This window comes from Blautia sp. HCP3S3_C4, assembly GCF_052064095.1.
GTDB lineage: Bacteria > Bacillota > Clostridia > Lachnospirales > Lachnospiraceae > Blautia_A.
Window position 1 is genome coordinate 80,173 of record NZ_JBQHWF010000013.1, and the last position, 21,752, is coordinate 101,924.

Consider the following 21,752-nt stretch of genomic DNA (forward strand, 5'->3'; position numbering starts at 1 on the left):
GGCTGATTCGTGATATAATAAGAGTATCGAAAAACGCAAGAATCAGGCAAAAGCCTTGCACTTGGAGGACAGCTATGTATCGTTACAGCAATGGTCAGATCAGCTTGGCGGATTTCAAACAGCCAGTGGGCATGAATCTAAAGGAAAGCAACCGTTGGGTAAAGAAAGCCCAGACGATCCCCTGGCTGGAGATTGAGAAGCGGTACGCCGCTCTGTTTACCAACCGCAAAGGTAATGTAGCCAAACCACTGCGGCTGGCCCTGGGCGCCTGCATCATTCAGGCGGAGTATGGCTACTCCGACGAGGAGACTGCACTTCAGATCCAGGAGAACCCGTATCTTCAGTACTTCTGTGGGTATCCCGGCTATGATGACGAAAAGCTGCCCTTTGATCCATCCCTGATGGTGTATTTCCGCAAGCGGTTGACGCCGGAAGTTCTGGGTGAGATCAATGAGATGATCGTGCGGGACGCAAAGGAGCGTCAGGCAAAAGATGCAGAATCCGAGGACGACAATGATGACTCTGATGACCACCCAGGAGCTGGCGGAAACAGCGGCACAATGATCGTGGACGCCACCTGTGCACCGTCCAATATCCGTTACCCCCAGGACGTTTCTCTGCTCAATGAGGCCAGAGAGAATGCCGAGAAGATTCTGGATGTTCTCCATGATCCCGCAGATGGGAAGAAGCCCCGGACTTACCGCCAGCGTGCCCGGAAGGATTACCTGAAATACACAAGATGCCGCAAGCATACCGTCAAGATGACCCGCAAAGCAATTGGAAAACAGCTGACTTATCTCCGACGTGACCTCGATGCCATAGATGGCAAACTGACCCTTGGGAAATCTCTGACCACGCGACAGATGGAACGTCTGGATACGATCCGCACCATCTATGAACAGCAGAAGTACATGTACGATAACCGCACCCACAGCGTGTCTGACCGAATTGTCAGTATAAGTCAGCCCTTCGTTCGTCCCATTGTACGGGGAAAAGTGGGAAAGCCAGTGGAGTTTGGTGCGAAGTTGGACATCAGTGTTGTGGATGGGTGGACACGGTTGGAATGCTGTTCCTTTGATGCTTACAATGAAGCCGGGAATCTGCAGGAGATGACGGAACGGTTCCGGGAGCGGGAAGGGCATTATCCCAGCCGCATTCTGGCGGACAAGATCTACCGAAACCGTGAGAATCTCAGTTATTGCAAGGAACACGGAATCCGGCTATCCGGTCCGGCACTGGGTCGCCCAAAGAAGGGCGAAACCAGAGATAAGGCGCAGGATTACCGGGATGAGTGTGAGCGTGTAGAAGTGGAGCGCAGATTTAGCTTGGCGAAGCGCAAATGCGGCATGGGGCTGGTGACCGCAAAACTGCGGGAAACCGCTGCCCATGTGATTGCTATGTCCGTTTTGGTGCTGAATCTCCGCAAGATTCAGTGCGTCTTTTTGAAGCTGCTTACATATCTGCTGGCTATTTTCGTGCCCGCCGAAAAATGGGCTATTGTTCAGTAGCCATTAAATTAAAATAATTGTATGGGTTAATTCCAGTTTTACAGAGACTCAAATTTCAGTTTGTCGAACTGAAAACAGATTGAACGGGACGCATTGGTTCACAAATAGCCAGTGCGCCCTTTTTTATGCTCAACGCTTTTTGGCTGTTACATAGGTGGTGACATCATTGCAGTTCGTCACTTCTCAATGTACAATATGGTCAAAAGAAAGGGGTTGTTCCTATGAAGATAGTATTGAAAGTATTGGCACTGCCGTTGTTGTTCATTGTAACTGTTGCTTGTATCCTCGGAAATCTGATCACCAACATTTCCTCTTATGTGATCGCTCTGTTGCTCCTGGTGATTGCAGGCTGCTCCATCTACTGCATCGTAAAGGCACTGTGGACTTCCCTGGCTATCCTTGCCGGTATGGGATTAGCGGCAATCCTTATAATCTTTCTGTTGGTATGGGCGGTTGTAAAACTTGAAACTTTGGGAAATCATATCAAGGAATTTATTTGTTATTAAGATGGGAGAAACGGATGGACAGAGGATTTATGGAGCATTACTTTGATGTTACTTTTAATGATGCCATCGGAGAGATTGCCGGAAATGATGAACGGTATGCAGAACTGCAAAGTGTGGCAGATGAAGCTGTTCATACTTTGGCTGGTATCGTGGGAAAATCGAATACAGCCCTTTGGGAACAATGCGAACACACCATAAACAGCCTGTATACCCTTCAGCTGCATCTGGTAAAACTGGCATATCTGCGTGGTGCGGAAGATCGGGAAAAGATGCTTAGATAATTTTGAGGAAGTCACCTACGGGTGGCTTTTTCTTTCGGAAAGGACGGTGAATGAATGGCAGCTACAAGGCTGATTGCACTCCATGTAAACAAAGGCAAATCGGTTGCTCAGTGTCTGGCTGATCGTACCGACTACTCCCAAAACGCAGCAAAGACCAACAACGGCGAATTTATCAGTTCCTATGAATGTGATCCCAAGACTGCTGATGAGGAATTTCTGCTTTCCAAACGGCAATATCAGCACATCACGGGCAGACAGCAGAAGAACAATATCATCGCTTATCAGATTCGCCAATCTTTTAAGCCCGAAGAAATAACACCGGAAGAAGCAAATCAGGTTGGCTATGAGACGGCGATGCGCTGGACGAAGGGTAAACACGCTTTTATTGTGGCAACCCACATTGACAAAGCCCATATACACAATCATATCATTTATAATTCTACTTCCGTTGATTGCTCCCGGAAGTTCAATAACTTCTTCCTTTCCGGGCTGGCAGTACAGAAACTGAGTGACCGTGTTTGTGCGGAGCATGGACTTTCCATTATCACGCCGAAGCCCTACCGGGAGCGTCAGAAACGGACGGTTTTCCCAAAAAAGCGAACCCAGCGTGACGAGCTTTGTGAAGCTATCGACTCGGTACTCAAAGAGAAGCCCAAGAGTTTTGAGAATTTCGTTCAGGCTCTTGCTGATATGGGATTCGAGTATAAGGATGGAAAGCAGCCAGCGTTTCGGGGAAAGGAACAGAAGCGGTTTATTCGTCTGCGTTCTCTTGGCGAGGGATACAGTGAAGAAGAACTCCGTGCCGTTATCTCCGGGAAAAGCCTGCACAAGTCTAAGGGTGGTTTCCGGGAGGCTCCTGAACAGAAGCAGTTCCACCTTCTCATTGATATTCAGTCCAAGATGGCGGAAGGAAAATCTGTTGGCTATGAGAAGTGGGCAAAGAAATACAACCGTAAAGAAGCTGCCAGGACAGTCTGCCTTCTGAAAGAAAAAGGTGTGGACAGCTATGAGGACTTGGTCGCTCTCACAGACAAGCTGACCACTCGATTCTCTGAACTTTCCGATTCCATTAAGGTGGCTGAGAAACGAATGGTTGAGATTGGAGCATTGCAGACCCACATCAACAATTACTCCAAGACCAGAAAGACCTACGAAGCGTATCGCAAGTCCGGGTACAGCAAAACGTTTTTTGAAGAACATCGTGATGAGCTGATGCTGCATAAAGCGGCGAAGCAAGCCTTTGACCAGCTGGATGGAAAAAAGGTTCCTTCCCGTCAGGTTCTGCATGAGGAGTTTAACCGGCTCCTGATTGAGAAAAAACAAGCCTATGCGGAGTACCGTCAGGTGAAGAAAGAAATGCAGGAATATCTGATCGCCAAGCAGACGGTTGAAACGATTCTGAATATCGACAAGAAAAAAGAACAGGAAAAAGAGGAAAAGAAACCTCTCCGGTAAATCAAAATGCCACGGTCTATGCTCCGATTGGAGTGTAGATCGTGGCGTCTTTTTGCTATTTTTGACAATATTCATTCCTTTTGGGACAGCCTTTTCACAGCGGAAGCAATATCCATGTTTATTAAAATGGACTGATTTTCAATTTGAGGAATCATCATATTTTCGAGATTGATGCTCGCATAAATTGCGTTCGGATTTTGCAGAGTCATACGCCAGAAGGGATATTTAATAATGGCTGGCGTATTATTCCCAACACCTAACTCCAGATACAAGATTTTTCCGCTCCTATGCTGCTTTACAAAGTCAGAATATCGTTCTGCGGCGGCATACCATCCCTCATCCTGTACGAAAGTATCATCGCATCTGAGATTCATTATCATTGGCGCTCCGCATACCGGACAATGGGGAATCAATTCTGACGGGATTTTCATATCCTGCTGCTGTTCTACCATCCGACGGACAGAAGATTCATTGTCATACGTTTTATTATGACAAGCCTTTGAGCATTGCCACAAGCCATAGTCTCCCTGTGTATAAAACAATCGCTGTTTGTCAAAGCCGGCTTTCTGAAACTGATGATCCACATTTGTGGTCAGCACAAAATAATCTTTGTTTTTCACCAGTGACAGAAGCACCTGATATACTGGTACAGGTGCATCCGCATAGCGGTTGTAAAAAATATGACGGCTCCACCATGCCCAATATTCTTCCAGCGTGTCATAAGGATAAAAACCGCCGGAGTACATATCAGTGATTCCATATCTCTGATGAAAATCCGAAAAATAGCGTTCAAAACGCTCTCCGCTATAAGTAAGTCCTGCGGAGGCAGATAACCCCGCACCGGCACCAATCAGGACAGCATCCGCTGTTCCCAGCACCTGCTTCAGACGGTCAATCTGTCTGGAGCAGTTCTCTGTAAATTCGTTCATCCTGTTCTTTGAAAACATTAAATATCACCTCGATCCTGCTTCCGGTTTTCTTCTTATATTCCCGCACAGTTCGCACAGCAATCTCCGCTGCCTTGTCATTTGGGAACATAAAAACACCGGTGGAGATACAGCAGAACGCAATACTACCCACGCCGTTTTTGTCCGCCAGTTCCAGACAGGAACGATAGCAGGAATTCAAAAGTTCACAGTGCTGCCGTGTCAATTCTCCCCGCACGATGGGACCTACCGTGTGAATGACATAATTGCAGGGAAGGTTATAAGCAGGCGTGATTTTGGCCTGTCCGGTGGGTTCTTCATAGCCCTGCTGTTCCATGATCTCAGCACATTTCAGGCGAAGTTGAAGCCCGGCATAGGTATGGATACAGTTGTCAATACAGTTGTGGCAGGGTTGGTAACAGCCAGTCATACCGCTGTTGGCCGCATTGACGATTGCTCCGCATTCCAGCAAGGTAATATCTCCACGCCAAAGGTAGATGCTATCCTGTATCGGTGACAGATCGGACAGCCGGGTAATTCCTTTTCTCTTTACTTCTTCCTGCAGATAGGCGTCCTGTACTTCCAGGAAGTGACGGCTGACAACGCTCGGCTGCCGGACATTCATTAGCCCACGCAACAGCATCTTCTGGAAGTCTGGTTCTTCCGGTATCTCCTGACGGCGGCAGGAAGGACGTTCTCGTAACAGTTCTTCAATTAAAAATCTTCTTCTATCGTCTTGATTCATGACATTATCCCCGTTTCACAATAGCTCTGGCTGGACAGATCTCATAGCAGTTACCGCAATGCAGGCAATTTTCCTGATGAATGACCGCAGGCTTTTCGGAAATATCAATGCACCTTTGAGGACATTTGGAATAGCAGAGCTTGCAACCGATACAGGCATCTGTGATAAAATAACCTTCCCGCACTTCCTCTGCGCTGCCAAAAGTAAAGCTGGCACGCTCAATCGGCTTTTTGGACAGGTCAAACCATTCCCCGCTTCCTTCGTAAATGACAAAAACGGTCAACGCATTTCTGGACGCTGCATCCGGATATATTTCATTCATATAGGGATTTTTTTCAAACAGTCTGGGAAGAAACTCACTGCCTAATTCCCGCACCTTTCCCCGAATAGAAAGCGCAGCGCAGTGCATGGTGTCTTCGCCCTTCATGCCGGTCAAAGCCAAAGCCCCACGCTTTTTCAGCCTGTCATAGAAACCCTTCCCCTTTGCGGTCAGAAAATAAACACCGTTTTCATCAGCATCCATCATATCAATCGCAGCTGTAACCGGCAAACCCGAATCATCTACTGTTGCGACTACGGTGGTGTGTATTTCTTCAACGAGATAGGACAAATATTTATTGCTTTCCATTTCGGACCCCTCCTTTCAGACCGCACCTTTTAACACTGGGCGCAGCCTTTTATAGACTAACATCGTAACAGAACTGATTACAAGCCCTTTCAGAAAATTGAAAGGGAACGCATTATAAAGAACCACATCCAGTTTGGTATGGATAAATGGAATAAATTCTCTAAAAGTAGCAATCAACTGTTCCAGAGGCATAAACTGTTCAAATAATGGAAGAAGAATAAAATAGTTTGCAGCAGCGGCTACGATTCCCATCACAATACTGCCGACAATCCCGGCAATCCATGCACCTTTTTTCCTTTTATGATATTGATAAATCAATCCGGCAGTAAAAACAAAAGATGCGCCCATGAGAAAGTTTGCAAATTCTCCGATTCCTCCTGTGGAGGTGGAAAGAAGCTGCAATGTATTCTTTACAAGCTCAATCAGTGTACCAACTATTGGCCCAAAAGCAAAGGCTCCGATCAAAGCTGGAAAATCAGAGAAATCCATTCGGGCAAAAGCTGGCGACAGAGGAATCGGGAACTCTACGAATGCAAGAATATAGGCAATCGCAGACAAGAGTGCAGTCATGGTAATGGTGCGAACAGAAATTTTGGCATTGGTAACGTTACGCATAATTCTCCTTGAGAGATATGATTTGGATTTAAGACAAAACCCCGCAGATGGATTTATCATCTGCGGGGTAAGCCTTATCACATCTTCTTTCATCCGGACTATACCGTCGGCTACGGAATGTCACCGCATCAGCGTTTCTGCTCGCAGGCTTTTACTGCCGGTCAGGAATTTCACCTTGCCCCGAAGATTATTGTTTTCGGTTCTTCTTAGAACTCGTAAGGAGGATTGCCGGAGAAGTCGGCAATCACGCCGTGGGGATCTTCCAGATAGAACACCTCGAAGATAGGGTTATCGGCAGTCTGGTACTGACCTTTGACAATCGGGTTGTTCATGCAGCCTTCCTTCACAGCCATGTTGTTTTCAAACACTGCCTTGCCACTCAGACGAATCCATTCATAGCTGGGACTGGATACAGAAACCTCCACATAGGGATTTTCCTGCATATCCTTGTAAACGTCCTTGGTGTTGTTGGTGCAGAACCACAGCTTTCCGTCCTGCTCAAAGCAGAACATGAAAGGACGGCATTTGGCCTTGCCATCACGACCAACGGTAGCAAGATACTGGACAGGGTTTGCCTGTAAAAATTCAACGACTTTGTTCATGGTGATTACCTCCTGAATGCTTTCTTTGGAAAGATTGCTTTTTTCTTTCGCTGATATTATAATAGCGCTGTAAGGATAATTCGTAAAGTAAGCACAATATTGTGCCGTAGTTACTAAAAGGAAACTATTGGAGGTAATACAATGGATGAGCAGAAAACGACCGTTTCTTTGGAAAAAGATTTGCCGGCTTGCCCGGTGGAAACAACTTTAACGCTGATCGGGGATAAATGGAAAGTTTTAATCCTGCGTGATCTGATGCCTGGTACCAAACGCTTTGGTGAATTAAAAAAATCAATCGGTCATGTATCTCAAAAGGTTCTGACTGCTCAGCTTCGAGATATGGAGGCAAGCGGACTGGTAAACCGAAAAGTTTATGCAGAAGTGCCGCCTCGTGTGGAGTATACATTAACCGAATTAGGGTACAGTCTAAAACCCATTCTGGATGCCATGTGGTCTTGGGGGGAAAACTACAAAGCACAATATAGATAGTATGGTTAAGAAAGAGCCACCGCTATTGCTCCATTAGATGTGAGTGACAGTCGTGGCTCTTTAACATTTATTCTTCATCTACAAGTTCGGCACTTTTGGCCATTTTGATAATTTCTGAATCATCAATTTTGCTTGGAGTGTATTCCAGAACATAAGTAACTTCTGGAGAATACGTCCAGCACAGAAATGCCGTGTCGCCCTTCTTATATAGAGCGCCGGGCCAGTCCTGAATCATCATTTCCTCACAGCTGTCCATACTGTCAACCGGGAAAAGCGCTCCCAGGGCTTCCGTATGTAATCCGGTGATTTCTGCCGGGTCTCCCTCGTAAAAGGTGGTTTTAAGGATACGGTAGTAAATGTTATTATCCTTGTCGTTTTGATCTCCGTAGGTAAGTGTGGCTGCGAGTTCTGTTTTGGAGACCTTCTTTACATCTTCTCCAAGAACTTCTTCTGCGCTCTTTTCAAAACGGTCAGCAAATTTATCGAAGTCCATTTCCTTTTTCTGATGTGAAGTCACAGCAATAATAATTCCAACTGCCACAACAATAATGACAGCAAATAAAATGGCTATTCGTTTCTTTTTATTCATGTTCTTCCTTTCCGAGAAAAATAATGCGAAAGTCAACGAGGTACATCTGGCAGATTCATAATCTTTGCCCCTGCCTTTTTTGCATATCGCATGGTCTGATAAGCTCCGCCAGAATCGTGTTCGACACAGAAAATAACCAAATCCGAACGGTCAACCAGGGACCGATTTCTGACTTGATGGGCGGACTTGAAGTGTTTTTCTGCGGATTCGACACAGATTTCGATTTCATCATAATACTCATGAAATGACTGTTCATTGTTCCGGTATTCTGCCGTCATATATGGCAGTACAAGAACGAGAGAACTGTTGTCATCCCGGATCGTTCGCTTGCATCTGCGGATCGTTGATGAAACAAGCTGGTCAAATTCTCCGTCTCGCCCTACAAGGAACTCGGCATATTCTTTGGCAAGAAGCAGCTCACGGATGATTGCTTCTAATTGTCGTTCAATCACAAACGGATCATCAACTTCTCTGTGTCCAAAGAAACTGACAGCGAATAAATTCATAAAAATCTCTCCTTTGGAGATACTTCATACTGGTATCGCCAATCAAAACCCGATATTGGTAATTATATCACCAATACAAGAAAGGATAAAGCGAAAATTCATTTTCTTGCTACCAACACTGCCTTCCAATTCATACTACAATAATTGAGGAAGGAGGGACAGAAGTGGCCAACACGCAGTATGATGAATTTATTCGTATCAGAATTACTGAACTGAGAATAGCAAAGAATATTTCCGAACACAAGATGAGTTTGGATTTGGACAAGAGTGGCTCATACATTCGTGGTATAACCAGCGGAGCGGCCTTGCCGTCTCTCAGGGAACTGTTCAATATCATCTCGTATTTTGATATGACACCGGCAGAATTTTTCGCTCCACTGGACGATGCAAAAACCCCGTATCGTGAATTATGCGAGAAGCTGAGAACCATGAATGAGGAGGATCTCGAAAAGGTCAGTACCTTTATTGGCTGGATTGAGAAGTAAGAATAATCAAATGGAATTAAGATTATAACCTGGATGCCAAATAATGAGGTGTGATAGCGATAGCGGCAAAAAGCTAATAAAATCAATGGTTTTGCGGACAGCGGATAGACAGGGAATGTGTTAAAAACTGAATACGCACACAAACGGCGTTACCTTAACCCCTTTGGGGGAGAAAGTAACGCCGTTTTTTTATGCCCGCAGGAAAGGAGGTGCAGCCGGAATGTATTTCACAAAGGGCAAGCAGCGGGCGTTTGAATTGCTCATGCAGCAGAAGCCGGGATTTGACCGCTATCAATCCGGTTGTGCCGGAGATGATGAAGATTGCGGCACTTGCCGTTTCTACCGCCCCGGGTGGAAATATGAGTTTTGCGTTTTCAAAGAGTGTCCCTATTGCCCCGGCAAAAGGACGCGGAAAACGCACGCCAGCATGGACAAATAGACGGGCAAAAGCCCTTGTGCCATGCGGCTTTGCAGACGCGAAAACGGCAAAGGGCATATTGCAATACCAAAACAGCCGAAAACGGCTTTCTAATTGTCCACGCATACCAAGAGAGGAAGTGAGGAAATATGGCAGTTTTCAGAGTGGAGCGAAATACGGGATATACCGTTATGAGCAACCACCACTTGCGAAACAAGGAATTGTCCTTAAAGGCAAAGGGCTTGTTGTCGCAAATGCTTTCGCTGCCCGAAGATTGGGATTATACCCTTGCGGGCTTATCCCATATCAACCGGGAGAAGATCGACGCAATCCGCGAAGCGGTAAAGGAACTCGAAAAAGCCGGATATATCGTGCGCAGCCGGGAGCGCGACGAAAAGGGACGCTTGCGGGGCGCAGATTACGTCATATACGAGCAGCCGCAGCCGCGAGAGCCGGAAGCAGCTACCAGCGGCGGACAGCCGCCTATATTGGATTTACCTACATTGGAAAATCCAACATTGGATAATCCAACGTTGGAAAAACCTACGCAGGAAAAACCTACGTTGGAAAATCCAACGCAATTAAATAAAGATATATTAAGTAAAGAACAATCAATTACTGATTTATCAAGTACCGATTCCATTCCTTTCCATTCCCTAAACCCCTTGCCCTTTGCGCATGGCGAAGCGGCTACGCCGCCGGAAAGGAAAAGAACGGAAGCGAAAAGCAATAGCGCAGTAGAGATTTACAGGGAGATTATCAAGGACAATATCGAATACGACCATCTCATTCAAAACTGCAAAATTGACAAAGACCGTTTGGACGAGATTGTTGACCTTATGCTGGAAACCGTCTGCACAGCCCGAAAGACAATCCGTATTGCCGGGGACGACTACCCCGCCGAATTGGTGAAATCCAAGTTTTTGAAGCTGAACAGCAGCCATATTGAGTTTGTTTTGGATTGCATGAGGGAGAACACAACCAAAGTGCGCAACATCAAGCAGTATCTAAAAGCGGTGCTGTTCAACGCGCCGAGTACCATTGACAGCTACTATACCGCCCTTGTCAATCACGACTTATACGGCGGCGAATGAGCATAGCCGCACTTTACCGGGAAAGGAGTTGATACCTTGCAGGAGGAAGTAACCCAAAAAACGATTGCCCTATACGTCAAAGTGGGAAAAGGCGCGGCGCGGCTTACCGAACAGGCGTTACAGAAAGCAATCCAAAAGTTTTTGGAGCAGAAAAGCAAACCCGCGCATGGGAAACAGACCATGCGGCAGCTTATGAAGCAGAACGCGGGTGTTTCCAACATCGAGATCACCGACAGCAATATTAAAGCCTTTGAGAGTACGGCGAAGAAATACAACATAGATTTTTCGCTAAAAAAGGTTAAGGGCGAGCAGACCCGTTACCTTGTGTTTTTCAAAGGCCGGGACGCGGACGTTATGACCGCAGCGTTTCAAGAGTTTTCCGCAAAGAAGCTGAACCGGGAGAAAAAGCCCTCTATCCGCAAAGCCCTTGCCGCTGCAAAGGACAAGGCGAAGCAGCTTAACGCCGCCCGCGACAAGGTAAAGAAAATGGACAGGGGGCGCGAGATATGAAGCAGATCAACTACAAAAAGCTGATACTTCCGAATATCCCCTATGTGTTCTTTGTCTATCTCTTTGATAAAGTCGGACAGGCGGTGCGGCTTGCCCCCGGCGCGGATATTTCTGCAAAGATACTGAATATCACACAAGGATTTTCCGCAGCCTTTGAAAACGCCTTGCCGAGCGTTTACCCGTTGGATTTGCTTGTCGGCATTGTCGGTGCGGTGATTATCCGCTTGATAGTCTATGTCAAAGGGAAAAACGCGAAGAAATACCGCAAGGGCGCGGAGTACGGCTCTGCCCGATGGAGTGCATAATCTTAAGTGTAAAGAACTCTACATGGACGCACAGGAGGATATGCACATGAATGATTACAACAAAATCACAGCCCTTTACTCCCGCCTTTCCGTAGGCGACGAGGACAGGGACGGCGGCGAAAGCAACTCCATACAGAACCAGAAGAAGTTTTTGGAAAGCTACGCCAGACAGCTAAAATTGACGAATATCCGGCACTACATTGACGACGATGAAAGCGGCAGATTTTTCGACCGCTCCGCCTACTCCCGCATGATAGAGGACGTAGAAAACGGTAAAATCGGCGTGTGTATTATGAAAGACATGACCCGCTGGGGGCGCGACTATCTCCAAGTCGGCAACGCTATGGAGATATTCAGACGGAACAATGTGCGCTTTATCGCGGTCAACAACGGGATAGACAGCGAGAAGCCCGACACATTGGAGTTTGCGCCCTTTATCAACATCATGTCGGAGTGGTACGCAAAGGACATCAGCAAGAAAGTAAAGACCGGCATTAAGACGAAGGGCATGAGTGGAAAGCCGATTGCCACCGAAGCTCTCTATGGCTATGTCAAATCCCCGGACAACAAGGATTTTTGGATAATCGACGAGGAAGCCGCCGGAGTTGTCCGTTTGATTTTTCGCCTGTTTCTGGACGGGAAAAACCGCAACCAAATCGCCGTATATCTGACGCAGGCGCAAATCCCAACGCCCACATTCTACATGAAAGAGCGCGGGCGGGGAACGTGCAAAAACAGGGCGCTCAATGAGGATAACCGTTACAAGTGGAACAAAGCCACTTTGACCCATATCCTTACACGGCAGGAGTATTGCGGCGATGTAGTCAACTTCAAGACTACAAAGCATTTCCGGGACAAGCGGAACCACTATGTAGACCGGAGCCAATGGCAGATAACCGAAAATGTGCATGAGCCGATTATTGACCGCGCCGACTTTGAAACCGCACAGCGGATTTTGGAAAACGCGCCCGTCAGACGCCCCAACGGGGACGGGGAAATCCACCCTTTGTCGGGCTTGCTTTTCTGTAAGGATTGCGGCGCAAAATGCACATCCGCATAGATTACAGAAACGGCGGCAAGCGGCACGTTGCCTATTGCAGCGAGTACCACAAGGGAAAAGCCAAAAACCCCAAATGCCATTCCCCGCACATCATTGACGCGGACTTGCTCATGCAGACCGTCGCGGAAGTGCTGAAGAAAATCGAGGACTATTCTATCAGCAACCGGGCGGAGTTTGAAGCCTTAGTGAAAAAGAACCTTGCCATGCAGCAGACCGACCAGACCAAAAAGCAGCAGAAGCGTATCCCACAAATCACGACGCGCCTTGAACAGATCGACAAGGTGCTGAACAAGCTCTATGAGGACAACGCCCTCGGCACTATCCCGCAAGACCGCTACGAGCAAATGTCGCAGAAGTATTCAGAAGAATACTACGCATTGAAAACGGAGCTTTCCATACTCCAAGAGCAGCTATCCGCTTATGAGAACGCGGGAGGACGGGCGCAGAAGTTTTTGAAGCTGACGGAACGCCATGCCGCCTTTACTGACCTCACCCCCGCCATTCTCAACGAGTTTATCAGCAGGATTGAAGTGCATGAGCGCGACCAGAAAAGGGCGAGATACGCAATCCAGCACATCAGCATATATTTCAACTATATCGGCAGATTTGAGAACGAAGTAACGCAGCTTGCAGAGCCGACAGAGCAGGAAATCCGGCAAATGCGGGAAGAAATCGAAGAAGCCAAAAAGGAAAAGAGCCGCGCCTACCACCGGAAGTATTCAAGGGAGTACCGGGCGCGAAACCTTGAAAAGCAGCGGGAGTATGAGCGTATCAAGGCGCGGGAATACCGGGCAAGGAGAAAGGCGCAGACCGCCGCCGCACAGCCCGCACAGTAAAACAGAATAACCGACAACCAAGAGGGATTTTCCGGCTACGGGAAGTCCCTCTTTTGTGCCCGGAGAAAGGAGCTGCCTATGGCAGAACAGACCCCCGACAGTATCATCACGACGCAGAGAAACGGGCAGACTATTGTTGCGGAGTTATTTTTCAATCACAGCAGCACAGAAACATTCCGCGACAAGCTGCTCAAGACGATACTTGCCGACAGTTCGTGTTTATCTGCGTCTGACGGTCAAGAGCCGGAAAAATCGGAAATCTTGCGATAACAGCCGCCCCGACGATACATTCCACGTCCGGGCGGTTTTTATCGTCAAAAACGCCGTTTTCTCCAAGTCAAGAGCCGGAGAAAACACCCGAAAAATGCCCCTATTGCGTAACAGGGGCACAGAAAGGAGTTTGCATGAGAACAGGGCTTACCAAGCAGGAAAAGACCACCGATATTTGGTTTGACGAGAAAGACCCCCTTATCCATATCCGCACCCACAACACCGCCTTGAAAAAGCGTCTGCTTGCATACAGCCGCCGTTATCCGGCGATCTGCCAGCAGACTGACGCAGACCCGGAAACGGGCTGCATGGAGTTTGACATTGAGAAAGGCCGCTTCTCTTTCCGTCTGACCGCCCCATACAGCGAGGAACGGCGGGAAGCGGCGCGGCGGTATGCCAGAGAGAGCAACGTCGCCGACAGGCTGAAATAGAGTTGAAATGTTCATAGTTTTGTGCTATACTTTTTCTAAAAGCAGAGTAATACTGCGGAATTGATTGGAGGACAACACAATGGTTACATTTATGAGATTAAGATAAAACCGCGAGTTATGTTGCGGTTATCCGTATGGCATAACTCGCTTATTGAAGCAGAGATGTAATTACGGAGGAAAAACAAATGAATAATAATTTATCACGCTTTGCAGACAGCAAGGTTTATTTTCAATGCCCAATTTGCACAAAATCAATGGATATACAAGGCAATAGCCTAATTTGTAGACATGGACATTGCTTTGATATTTCAAGATATGGGTATGTAAATTTGTTGTTAAAATCATCGCCCAAAACCAACTACAGCAAGCGGTCTTTTGACAACCGGCACCAAATTTTGGAGTATGGCATGTATGATGTTGTGTTGGAGAAAATCATACAGTTTATTTCTGATACGCCATCTATAAGAAACATTTTAGATGTTGGTTGCGGCGAGGGTTTCTATGCAAGGCAGATACAGCAAAGAACAGAACGAAACATCTTTGCCTTTGACTTGTCAAGGGAGGCAATACAGATTGCATCAAAAAAAGACAAGCGCAAAGCAGTGAAGTGGTTTGTTACTGACTTATCAAAAATCCCTTTGAAAGACGGAAGTATGGATTGTATTTTAGACATATTTTCGCCTGCACACTACAAAGAATTTCAGCGATTGCTATCTCCTAACGGATATGTTGTGAAAGTAATTCCTACGAAAAATCATTTGAGGGAAATCAGGACTAAAGTGCAAGCACACTTGAAAAATCCAGATTATTCAAATGAGTCTGTCGTTGAATATTTTGAGAAATATCTTAAAACCATTTCAAGAGAAACGGTTTCAGCCACCGTACAGTTGTCATCAGAACAAAGAATGTCGTTTATTGAAATGACGCCGCTTCTCTTTTGCGTTGAAAAAGATTGCGTTGATTGGCGTACTCTCACACATTTGACAATCGAAGCTGATGTTTTAATAGGAATGTATTAAAGGGCGTATTGATATTTAATATTCCCATTTATTGAGCAGAACGGAGTAAACCAAACACCCTAATCAAAAGGACAGCCGAGGAAATCGACTGTCCTTTTTCTATGCCGACAGGTAGAAAGGAGTGACCACCCATGACGAAACCGAGAGAAAAAAAACGCGAGGAATTGCAAGCCGAGATTGAGGACGGGAAGAAGAAAATCCGGCAGCTTGAAAATCGGGAAAAGGTGTTGCGGCAAAAGTTATCCCAAGAGGAACGCCGGACGCGCAGCCACCGGCTGGTCGTCCGAGGCGCAGTCTTTGAGAGCATTGTGCCGGAAGCCAAGACCATGACCGATGAGGAAGCCGCCGCCTTTCTCCGGCTTGCCCTGACGAGCGAGGAAGCGCGGGCTTATCTGAAAAAACGCACCGAGGGCGGGAAAAGCGAATAATCCCTTTGGAACAAAGGGCGCACTTATACACCCTTGCGGGCGTGTGCGCTCTGCCGAGGGCGTATCTCCGCACAGGGAACTTTCCCCGCGCTCCGATATGGCGGCTTTGCCGCAACAAGGGGCTGCACCCCTTGCGCCGCTTACGCGGCTATCCCTGCACACCCACAAAAACAGTACACCCGCCGTTGGCGTCTGTACCATTTTTGCGGGTTTGGTTATCCTATCCGGGAGGTGATACCCATAGCCATTTACCATTGTAACATCGGCATTGTGAGCCGAGGAAAAGGCAAGTCAGCCGTTGCCGCAGCCGCCTATCGAAGCGGCGAGAAAATCACAAACGAGTGGGACGGAATGACCCATGACTACACCCGCAAGCGCGGCGTTGTCCATACGGAAATCCTACTGCCGCCCCATGCCCCGCCCTCTTTCTCTGACCGTTCAACCTTGTGGAACAGCGTGGAGCTTTACGAGAAAGCCGGGAACGCCCAGCTTGCCAGAGAGATTGACGCAGCACTCCCCATAGAATTATCCAGAGAGGAACAGATCCGGCTTGTCCGTGAATACTGTTCCTCTCAATTTGTTTCAAGAGGAATGTGCGTTGATTTTGCCATTCACGACACCGACAGCGGCAACCCCCATTGTCATATCATGCTTACCATGCGCCCCCTTGACGAGCGCGGCGCATGGGCGGCGAAGTCCAAAAAGGAATATGACCTTGACGAGAACGGCGAGCGCATACGCTTACCAAGCGGCAGATACAAGACACACAAAGTTGACCTCACAGGCTGGAACGACAAGGGCAACGCGCTTTTATGGCGCAAGGCATGGGCGGATATTTCAAACGCCTACCTTGAACGCGCCGGACACCCGGAGCGTATCGACTACCGCAGCAACGCCGAGCGCGGCATTGACGAGCTGCCCACCGTCCACATGGGCGTAGCGGCCTGTCAAATGGAGAAGAAAGGCATAGCCACCGAGAAAGGCGAGCTGAACCGGAATATCCGAAAGGCAAACCGCCTTATCCGGGAAATCAGGGCGCAGATTGGAAAGCTCAAAGAATGGATTGGCGAACTGTTCAAGGCGCGGGAAACCGCCCCGGAGCAGCCCCCGCAATCCCCCGGCCTTGCAAATCTGCTGATGAAGTATTTAAGCGTTCAGAGAGAAAAGAGCCGGAAGTATTCGCAGAGTTGGCAAAGGCAGCACGCCGCCGATGAACTGAAAACCGTTGCAAAGGCGGTCAACTATCTTTCCGAGCATGGTATTTCTACCCTTGCGGAGCTGGACGCTGCCCTTTCCTCTGTCAGCGACCAAGCCGACGCTATCCGGGAGGGCATGAAAACCGCCGAGAAGCGCATGAAAGAATTGCAGAAATTGATTGAATACGGGAAGAACTACACCGAGTACAAGCCCATTCACGACGAGCTGAAAAAGCTGAAAAATGGCTGGACGAGCAAGCGTGACAAGTACGAGGAAGCCCACCGCGCCGAGCTTACGCTATGGAACGCAGCGAGCCGCTATCTCCATGCAAATCTGCCGAAAGGGACAAAGACCTTGCCTATCTCTGAATGGGAAAAAGAGTACGCCACTCTCAGCGGGCAGAGAACAGCGGAATATACCAAGCTGAAAGAAACCCGCGCCGAGGTTGCCGAGCTGCACAATATCCGCAAGTGCGTTGATATTGCACTGAAAGCCGACCAGCCGGAGCAGACCCGCGCCAAGCGGCACGACTTAGAACGATGAATGGAGTTGAGATTTTTGTACTACACCCAAGAACAGATAGACCGGGCGAATCAAGCCGACCTTGTTTCTTTCCTGCAATCACAGGGCGAGCAGCTTACCCGCGCCGGGAATGAATACCGCTGGAAACGGCACGACAGCTTGACCGTCCGGGGAAACAAATGGTACAGGCACAGCCAGAGCAAGGGCGGCGGCCCCGTTGATTTTGTTATAGAGTTTTTCGGCAAGAGCTTCACCGAAGCCGTGGAACTTCTCACAGGAGAAAAGGGAGCCGCACCGCCGCCGGACAGACCTTGCCCCGCGTCCCTTTCCGACTTCCGGCTACCACCCCCAAACAGCGACAACCGAACAGCGAGGAACTACCTCACAGCAGCCCGCCGCATTGATGAAGATGTGACGGGCTTTTTCTTTGCCCGCGGCGATATTTACGAGGACGCAGCCCACCACAACGCCGTATTTGTGGGGCGGGACGAGGACGGAATACCGCGCTACGCCCACAGCAAGGGAACGGCGGGAAACTTCCGGCTCGATGTGAAAGGCAGCGACAAAGCCTTTAATTTCTGTTACCGGGGCGAGGGCGACAGGCTTTTTGCCTTTGAAGCCCCCGTTGACCTGCTCTCTTTCCTCTGCCTGTTCAAAAAGGAATGGCAGAAGCAGAGCTATTTGTCATTGGGCGGCGTGGGAGAAAAAGCCCTATTGCGTTTCCTTTCTGACCGTCCGAACATCAAGACCGTTTACCTCTGCCTTGACAGCGACCAAGCCGGAAACGACGCTTGTAGCCGCCTTGCGGAGCTTGTGCCGGAGGGCTTGACCGTCCACCGCCTTGTGCCGCTGTTTAAGGACTGGAACGAGGTATTGCAGCACCGGGCAGAAATCACAGACGGGAAGTATATCCAGGAAGCAGTTTACGGCCTGAAAGAGCCGCCGCAGGAAGAAACCGTCGAGATTATCCGCATGAGCGAGGTTGACACGCAGACCGTTGAATGGCTATGGGAGCCGTATATCCCTTTCGGGAAAGTAACCATTGTGCAAGGCAACCCCGGCGAGGGCAAGACCACCTTTGCCCTACGCCTTGCCGCTGCCTGCACCACCGGGGGAACGCTGCCGGGAATGAAGCCCCTGCCGCCATTCCAAGTGATTTACCAGACCGCCGAGGACGGGCTGGGCGATACCGTCAAGCCCCGCTTGATAGAAGCCGAAGCCGACCTTGACCGCGTGCTTGTGATTGATGAAGCCAAGCGGGAGCTTACCCTCTCCGACGAGCGCATAGAAAAGGCAATCACGCAGAACGGGGCGCGGTTGATTATCCTTGACCCAATACAGGCGTACATGGGCGAAAAGACCGACATGAACCGGGCAAACGAAGTGCGCCCCATGTTCCGCCGTCTTGCCGATGTTGCCGAGCGTACCGGGTGCGCCGTTATCCTTATCGGACACTTGAACAAAGCTGCCGGAGGGCAGAGCGCATACCGGGGCTTAGGTTCTATCGACTTCCGCGCCGCAGCAAGGAGCGTCCTGCTGATCGGGCGCGTGAAGCGGGAGCCGAATGTGCGTGTTATCGTCCATGACAAATCTTCCCTGGCGCCGGAGGGCAAGCCCGTTGCCTTTTGCCTTGACCCGGAAACAGGCTTTTCATGGATAGGCGAATACGACATAACCGCCGACGAGCTGCTATCCGGCGCGGGCGGGAACACCGCCACCAAGACCGAACAAGCCGAGAAGCTGATACTTGACCTGCTTGCAGACGGGAAAGAGCTTGCCAGCGAGGACATTGTAAAGGCCGCAGCCGAAGCCGGAATATCCGAGAGGACGGTACAGAACGCCAAGCGCAACATGGGCAGCATTTTGGGCGCAAGGCGTGTCGGCGGTCAATGGTATAACTTCATCAAGAAGAAGCAGCCGCCCGAACCCGCAAGCTGAAAGTGCAAAACGCAGACCCTTTGCACTTTGCACTTTCACAAGAATTTGCGTCAATAACTCAAAAAAGCACTTGACAAAACGCTTCATGGGGAAACGCCGAAGATATAAAGCCCTACATAGACCCGGATTTCCAAAACAACATCATTTTGACGCAGACGGAACGGCTTACCATGAACAGCCGCCCGAAGCAGCCGAAGTACGCGAGAAATAAGAACGTCGTCGTGATCGGCGGCAGCGGCAGCGGAAAAACAAGATTTTTTGTCAAACCTAATCTAATGCAGCTTCATTCCTCTTACGTCTTAACCGACCCGAAAGGTACGGTTTTGATTGAGTGCGGGAAGCTGCTGCAACGGGCGGGCTACCGCATTAAGGTACTGAATACGATTAACTTCAAAAAATCTATGCACTACAACCCCTTTGTGTATATCCGCAGCGAGAAAGATATTTTGAAGCTGGTAAATACGTTGATAGCGAATACCAAAGGTGAGGGAGAAAAAAGCGCGGAGGATTTTTGGGTAAAGGCAGAACGGCTTTTGTATTGCGCGTTGGTGGGCTACATCTGGTACGAAGCCCCCGCCGAGGAAATGAACTTTATTACCCTGTTGGAACTTATCAACGCCAGCGAAGCCCGCGAGGACGACGAGGAATATCAAAGCCCCGTCGATTTGCTGTTTGCCGACTTGGAAGAACGCGACCCCGACCATTTCGCGGTGAAGCAGTACCGAAAATATAAATTGGCGGCGGGCAAAACCGCAAAATCAATCCTCATTTCTTGCGGTGCGAGGCTCGCTCCTTTTGATATAAAGGAATTGCGCGATCTTATGTCCTACGACGAATTAGAACTTGACACGTTAGGCGACAGAAAAACAGCTTTGTTTTTGATTATGAGCGATACGGACAGCACGTTTAATTTTGTTATCGCTATGCTGCAATCGCAGTTATTTAATCTCTTGTGCGACAAGGCCGACGACGAATACGGCGGCAAGCTGCCGGTTCATGTTCGCTGCCTGTTAGACGAGTTTGCAAACATTGGACAAATCCCGCAGTTTGAAAAATTGATTGCCACAATCCGCAGCCGGGAAATCTCGGCTTCTATCATTCTGCAATCGCAGAGCCAGCTAAAAGCCATTTACAAGGACGCGGCAGAAATCATACTTGACAATGCCGACAGCACCTTGTTTTTGGGAGGGCGCGGGAAAAATGCAAAGGATATTTCGGAGAACTTGGGACGTGAAACAATCGACAGTTTCAACACTTCCGAAAATCGCGGCACGCAGGTTTCTCATGGCCTCAATTATCAGAAATTGGGAAAGGAGTTGATGACACAGGACGAAATCGCAGTTATGGACGGAGGAAAATGTATTTTGCAGTTGCGCGGCGTGCGCCCCTTTTTCAGCGATAAGTACGATATAACGCAGCACCCGAACTACAAATACCTTTCCGACTTCGACAAGAAAAACGCTTTTGACGTTGAACGGTATATGTCCACCCGTCCGGCAATCGTAAAGCCCGACGAACCCTTTGACATATACGAAATAGATTTGTCCGACGAGGACGCAGCCGCCGAATAAAAACGGCGGCATTTTTATTTCCAACAACATTTTTTGAGCCGTTTTAGCGGCAGAAAGCGAGGTTTATATGGATTTTTTCAACAGCGCAGTTGACGTATTGCAGACTTTGGTAATCGCGCTTGGCGCAGGACTTGGCATTTGGGGCGGCATTAACCTCATGGAGGGGTACGGCAACGATAACCCCGGCGCGAAGTCGCAGGGCATGAAACAGTTGATGGCGGGCGGCGGCGTTGCCCTTATCGGCCTTACCCTTGTCCCGCTGCTCTCCGGCCTGTTTGGATAATGCCACAAACTAACACTACCCGCCGCGCTCTCCCGCTTCACGCGGGAGGGCGCGGGAAAGGAGGGATTAGCTTTTGATATGGCAGATGATTGAAGATTGGTTTCGCGGCATTTTGACAGACGGAATACTCTCTAATCTCTCCGGGCTGTTCGACAGCGTAAATACAGAGGTTGGAGAAATCGCAACGCAAGTCGGCACAACCCCCGCCGGGTGGAACGCGGGCATATTCAATATGATACGCAGCCTATCGGAAAACGTCATTGTGCCGATTGCGGGCGTTATCATTACCTTTAGGTCAGTTTACAAGGAACTACACGCAGACCGTGAAACGGGCTGCTGACAACAAACGGCGCTATGCTCCCGGCTGGGTGCATAGCACCTGTTTGTTGCGGGGGTTTCCAAAGGGGGCAGCGCCCCATTTGGCACACGACTTTGCGGAGCAAAGTGTAGTGTGTTATACGCTCTGTCGGCGTTGCCCTGAAAATACCGTTGCCGCCGGGGAGGGCAAGGGCATTTGACGCGGCAGGAAAGCAGG

Annotated in this window: 25 protein-coding genes, 2 pseudogenes and 1 riboswitch; of the genes and pseudogenes, 20 read left to right on the top strand and 7 right to left on the bottom strand. The window is 48.9% G+C overall.

Translation table 11 applies throughout. The features are described 5' to 3' along the window. Window positions 1-74 precede the first annotated feature (74 nt). From ACTNC6_RS12210 to ACTNC6_RS12225, 4 genes are all read left to right on the top strand, one after another. Window positions 75-1,508 carry an IS5 family transposase gene (locus ACTNC6_RS12210; protein ID WP_441044222.1) on the top strand — a complete coding sequence of 478 codons (1,434 nt, stop codon included), beginning with the start codon at window positions 75-77 and terminating at the stop codon, window positions 1,506-1,508. Window positions 1,509-1,729: 221 nt separating this feature from the next. Continuing rightward, window positions 1,730-2,014 carry a hypothetical protein gene (locus ACTNC6_RS12215; RefSeq protein ID WP_177968901.1) on the top strand — a complete coding sequence of 95 codons (285 nt, stop codon included), beginning with the start codon at window positions 1,730-1,732 and terminating at the stop codon, window positions 2,012-2,014. A gap of 14 nt (window positions 2,015-2,028) precedes the next feature. Continuing rightward, a complete protein-coding gene (locus tag ACTNC6_RS12220; protein ID WP_441044223.1) occupies window positions 2,029-2,295 on the top strand; it encodes a hypothetical protein in 267 nt (88 codons plus the stop codon). 54 nt (window positions 2,296-2,349) lie between these two features. Continuing rightward, window positions 2,350-3,750, top strand: coding sequence for a relaxase/mobilization nuclease domain-containing protein (locus ACTNC6_RS12225; RefSeq protein ID WP_441044224.1), 1,401 nt, complete (start codon window positions 2,350-2,352; stop codon window positions 3,748-3,750). Between the two features lie 71 nt (window positions 3,751-3,821). Here the strand turns inward: ACTNC6_RS12225 and ACTNC6_RS12230 are convergent, their stop codons facing one another. From ACTNC6_RS12230 to ACTNC6_RS12250, 5 genes are all read right to left on the bottom strand, one after another. Beyond that, the gene (locus ACTNC6_RS12230; RefSeq protein ID WP_320865033.1) at window positions 3,822-4,697 is read right to left on the bottom strand and encodes a Sir2 silent information regulator family NAD-dependent deacetylase; all 876 of its coding nucleotides are present in this window, start codon (window positions 4,695-4,697) and stop codon (window positions 3,822-3,824) included. Further along, on the bottom strand, window positions 4,642-5,421 hold the full coding sequence (locus ACTNC6_RS12235; RefSeq protein ID WP_320865032.1) for a protein-ADP-ribose hydrolase: 780 nt from the start codon (window positions 5,419-5,421) through the stop codon (window positions 4,642-4,644). Before ACTNC6_RS12235 ends, ACTNC6_RS12230 begins: the two co-directional genes overlap by 56 nt. 4 nt (window positions 5,422-5,425) lie before the next feature. Further along, on the bottom strand, window positions 5,426-6,049 hold the full coding sequence (locus ACTNC6_RS12240) for a 4Fe-4S binding protein (RefSeq protein ID WP_320865031.1): 624 nt from the start codon (window positions 6,047-6,049) through the stop codon (window positions 5,426-5,428). 15 nt (window positions 6,050-6,064) lie between these two features. Then, on the bottom strand, window positions 6,065-6,664 hold the full coding sequence (locus tag ACTNC6_RS12245; protein ID WP_320865030.1) for an ECF transporter S component: 600 nt from the start codon (window positions 6,662-6,664) through the stop codon (window positions 6,065-6,067). A gap of 77 nt (window positions 6,665-6,741) precedes the next feature. After that, a riboswitch (FMN riboswitch) is annotated at window positions 6,742-6,856 on the bottom strand. 14 nt (window positions 6,857-6,870) lie between these two features. Beyond that, window positions 6,871-7,266, bottom strand: a complete 396-nt coding sequence (locus tag ACTNC6_RS12250; protein ID WP_320865029.1) for a pyridoxamine 5'-phosphate oxidase family protein — start codon at window positions 7,264-7,266, stop codon at window positions 6,871-6,873. Window positions 7,267-7,407: 141 nt separating this feature from the next. Between ACTNC6_RS12250 and ACTNC6_RS12255 the strand changes: the two genes are divergently transcribed. Further along, window positions 7,408-7,755: a winged helix-turn-helix transcriptional regulator gene (locus tag ACTNC6_RS12255; protein ID WP_320865028.1), complete on the top strand. Its 348-nt coding sequence runs from the start codon at window positions 7,408-7,410 to the stop codon at window positions 7,753-7,755. Between the two features lie 67 nt (window positions 7,756-7,822). On the opposite strand, the gene ACTNC6_RS12260 is transcribed toward ACTNC6_RS12255, so the two are convergent. Continuing rightward, entirely contained in the window at window positions 7,823-8,344 is a 522-nt protein-coding gene (locus tag ACTNC6_RS12260) for a DUF4367 domain-containing protein (RefSeq protein WP_320865027.1), read from the bottom strand. A gap of 32 nt (window positions 8,345-8,376) precedes the next feature. Next, complete coding sequence (locus ACTNC6_RS12265) at window positions 8,377-8,850, bottom strand: hypothetical protein (RefSeq protein ID WP_320865026.1); 474 nt, start codon at window positions 8,848-8,850, stop codon at window positions 8,377-8,379. Window positions 8,851-9,014: 164 nt separating this feature from the next. Between ACTNC6_RS12265 and ACTNC6_RS12270 the strand changes: the two genes are divergently transcribed. The 15 genes and pseudogenes from ACTNC6_RS12270 (at window position 9,015) to ACTNC6_RS12340 (ending at window position 21,557) form a co-directional block, all read left to right on the top strand. Beyond that, window positions 9,015-9,335 (top strand): helix-turn-helix domain-containing protein, encoded by a 321-nt coding sequence (locus tag ACTNC6_RS12270; protein ID WP_441044225.1) that lies wholly within the window; start codon window positions 9,015-9,017, stop codon window positions 9,333-9,335. Between the two features lie 220 nt (window positions 9,336-9,555). After that, a complete protein-coding gene (locus ACTNC6_RS12275; RefSeq protein ID WP_002604486.1) occupies window positions 9,556-9,774 on the top strand; it encodes a hypothetical protein in 219 nt (72 codons plus the stop codon). 128 nt (window positions 9,775-9,902) lie between these two features. Continuing rightward, window positions 9,903-10,847 carry a DUF6017 domain-containing protein gene (locus ACTNC6_RS12280; protein ID WP_002604485.1) on the top strand — a complete coding sequence of 315 codons (945 nt, stop codon included), beginning with the start codon at window positions 9,903-9,905 and terminating at the stop codon, window positions 10,845-10,847. Between the two features lie 36 nt (window positions 10,848-10,883). Further along, window positions 10,884-11,357 carry a PcfB family protein gene (locus ACTNC6_RS12285; protein WP_002604484.1) on the top strand — a complete coding sequence of 158 codons (474 nt, stop codon included), beginning with the start codon at window positions 10,884-10,886 and terminating at the stop codon, window positions 11,355-11,357. Further along, window positions 11,354-12,722 (top strand): annotated as a pseudogene (locus tag ACTNC6_RS12290) (recombinase family protein). Before ACTNC6_RS12285 ends, ACTNC6_RS12290 begins: the two are co-directional and overlap by 4 nt. Further along, window positions 12,707-13,558 (top strand): DUF4368 domain-containing protein, encoded by an 852-nt coding sequence (locus ACTNC6_RS12295; RefSeq protein WP_441044226.1) that lies wholly within the window; start codon window positions 12,707-12,709, stop codon window positions 13,556-13,558. The pseudogene ACTNC6_RS12290 and the gene ACTNC6_RS12295 overlap by 16 nt, the downstream one beginning before the upstream one ends. Window positions 13,559-13,636: 78 nt before the next feature. After that, entirely contained in the window at window positions 13,637-13,828 is a 192-nt protein-coding gene (locus tag ACTNC6_RS12300) for a transposon-encoded TnpW family protein (protein WP_002592869.1), read from the top strand. Between the two features lie 134 nt (window positions 13,829-13,962). Then, entirely contained in the window at window positions 13,963-14,259 is a 297-nt protein-coding gene (locus tag ACTNC6_RS12305; RefSeq protein WP_002592868.1) for a hypothetical protein, read from the top strand. Between the two features lie 185 nt (window positions 14,260-14,444). After that, window positions 14,445-15,278, top strand: a complete 834-nt coding sequence (locus tag ACTNC6_RS12310; protein ID WP_002584969.1) for a methyltransferase domain-containing protein — start codon at window positions 14,445-14,447, stop codon at window positions 15,276-15,278. Window positions 15,279-15,409: 131 nt separating this feature from the next. Then, complete coding sequence (locus ACTNC6_RS12315) at window positions 15,410-15,706, top strand: DUF3847 domain-containing protein (protein WP_002592867.1); 297 nt, start codon at window positions 15,410-15,412, stop codon at window positions 15,704-15,706. A 231-nt stretch (window positions 15,707-15,937) separates the two neighbouring features. Beyond that, the gene (gene mobQ, locus ACTNC6_RS12320; RefSeq protein WP_038286028.1) at window positions 15,938-17,446 is read left to right on the top strand and encodes a MobQ family relaxase; all 1,509 of its coding nucleotides are present in this window, start codon (window positions 15,938-15,940) and stop codon (window positions 17,444-17,446) included. Window positions 17,447-17,461: 15 nt separating this feature from the next. Continuing rightward, window positions 17,462-19,363, top strand: coding sequence for an AAA family ATPase (locus ACTNC6_RS12325; protein ID WP_002592865.1), 1,902 nt, complete (start codon window positions 17,462-17,464; stop codon window positions 19,361-19,363). A gap of 77 nt (window positions 19,364-19,440) precedes the next feature. Next, a pseudogene (locus tag ACTNC6_RS12330) lies at window positions 19,441-20,934 on the top strand (VirD4-like conjugal transfer protein, CD1115 family); the annotation flags it as partial. Between the two features lie 67 nt (window positions 20,935-21,001). Beyond that, on the top strand, window positions 21,002-21,217 hold the full coding sequence (locus ACTNC6_RS12335; protein ID WP_002604482.1) for a Maff2 family mobile element protein: 216 nt from the start codon (window positions 21,002-21,004) through the stop codon (window positions 21,215-21,217). A gap of 73 nt (window positions 21,218-21,290) precedes the next feature. Further along, entirely contained in the window at window positions 21,291-21,557 is a 267-nt protein-coding gene (locus tag ACTNC6_RS12340) for a VirB6/TrbL-like conjugal transfer protein, CD1112 family (protein ID WP_441044227.1), read from the top strand. Window positions 21,558-21,752 lie beyond the last annotated feature (195 nt).

Bases quoted from the DNA above. Each gene is read 5' to 3' on its own strand.
- ACTNC6_RS12335 (WP_002604482.1), top strand. From the start codon at position 21,002: ATGGATTTTTTCAACAGCGCAGTTGACGTATTGCAGACTTTGGTAATC.
- ACTNC6_RS12215 (WP_177968901.1), top strand. From the start codon at position 1,730: ATGAAGATAGTATTGAAAGTATTGGCACTGCCGTTGTTGTTCATTGTA.
- ACTNC6_RS12315 (WP_002592867.1), top strand. From the start codon at position 15,410: ATGACGAAACCGAGAGAAAAAAAACGCGAGGAATTGCAAGCCGAGATT.
- ACTNC6_RS12235 (WP_320865032.1), bottom strand. From the start codon at position 5,421: ATGAATCAAGACGATAGAAGAAGATTTTTAATTGAAGAACTGTTACGA.
- ACTNC6_RS12275 (WP_002604486.1), top strand. From the start codon at position 9,556: ATGTATTTCACAAAGGGCAAGCAGCGGGCGTTTGAATTGCTCATGCAG.
- ACTNC6_RS12310 (WP_002584969.1), top strand. From the start codon at position 14,445: ATGAATAATAATTTATCACGCTTTGCAGACAGCAAGGTTTATTTTCAA.
- ACTNC6_RS12225 (WP_441044224.1), top strand. From the start codon at position 2,350: ATGGCAGCTACAAGGCTGATTGCACTCCATGTAAACAAAGGCAAATCG.
- ACTNC6_RS12210 (WP_441044222.1), top strand. From the start codon at position 75: ATGTATCGTTACAGCAATGGTCAGATCAGCTTGGCGGATTTCAAACAG.
- ACTNC6_RS12300 (WP_002592869.1), top strand. From the start codon at position 13,637: ATGGCAGAACAGACCCCCGACAGTATCATCACGACGCAGAGAAACGGG.
- ACTNC6_RS12250 (WP_320865029.1), bottom strand. From the start codon at position 7,266: ATGAACAAAGTCGTTGAATTTTTACAGGCAAACCCTGTCCAGTATCTT.
- ACTNC6_RS12295 (WP_441044226.1), top strand. From the start codon at position 12,707: ATGCACATCCGCATAGATTACAGAAACGGCGGCAAGCGGCACGTTGCC.
- ACTNC6_RS12240 (WP_320865031.1), bottom strand. From the start codon at position 6,049: ATGGAAAGCAATAAATATTTGTCCTATCTCGTTGAAGAAATACACACC.
- ACTNC6_RS12260 (WP_320865027.1), bottom strand. From the start codon at position 8,344: ATGAATAAAAAGAAACGAATAGCCATTTTATTTGCTGTCATTATTGTT.
- ACTNC6_RS12255 (WP_320865028.1), top strand. From the start codon at position 7,408: ATGGATGAGCAGAAAACGACCGTTTCTTTGGAAAAAGATTTGCCGGCT.
- ACTNC6_RS12245 (WP_320865030.1), bottom strand. From the start codon at position 6,664: ATGCGTAACGTTACCAATGCCAAAATTTCTGTTCGCACCATTACCATG.
- ACTNC6_RS12305 (WP_002592868.1), top strand. From the start codon at position 13,963: ATGAGAACAGGGCTTACCAAGCAGGAAAAGACCACCGATATTTGGTTT.
- ACTNC6_RS12280 (WP_002604485.1), top strand. From the start codon at position 9,903: ATGGCAGTTTTCAGAGTGGAGCGAAATACGGGATATACCGTTATGAGC.
- ACTNC6_RS12230 (WP_320865033.1), bottom strand. From the start codon at position 4,697: ATGTTTTCAAAGAACAGGATGAACGAATTTACAGAGAACTGCTCCAGA.
- ACTNC6_RS12220 (WP_441044223.1), top strand. From the start codon at position 2,029: ATGGACAGAGGATTTATGGAGCATTACTTTGATGTTACTTTTAATGAT.
- ACTNC6_RS12265 (WP_320865026.1), bottom strand. From the start codon at position 8,850: ATGAATTTATTCGCTGTCAGTTTCTTTGGACACAGAGAAGTTGATGAT.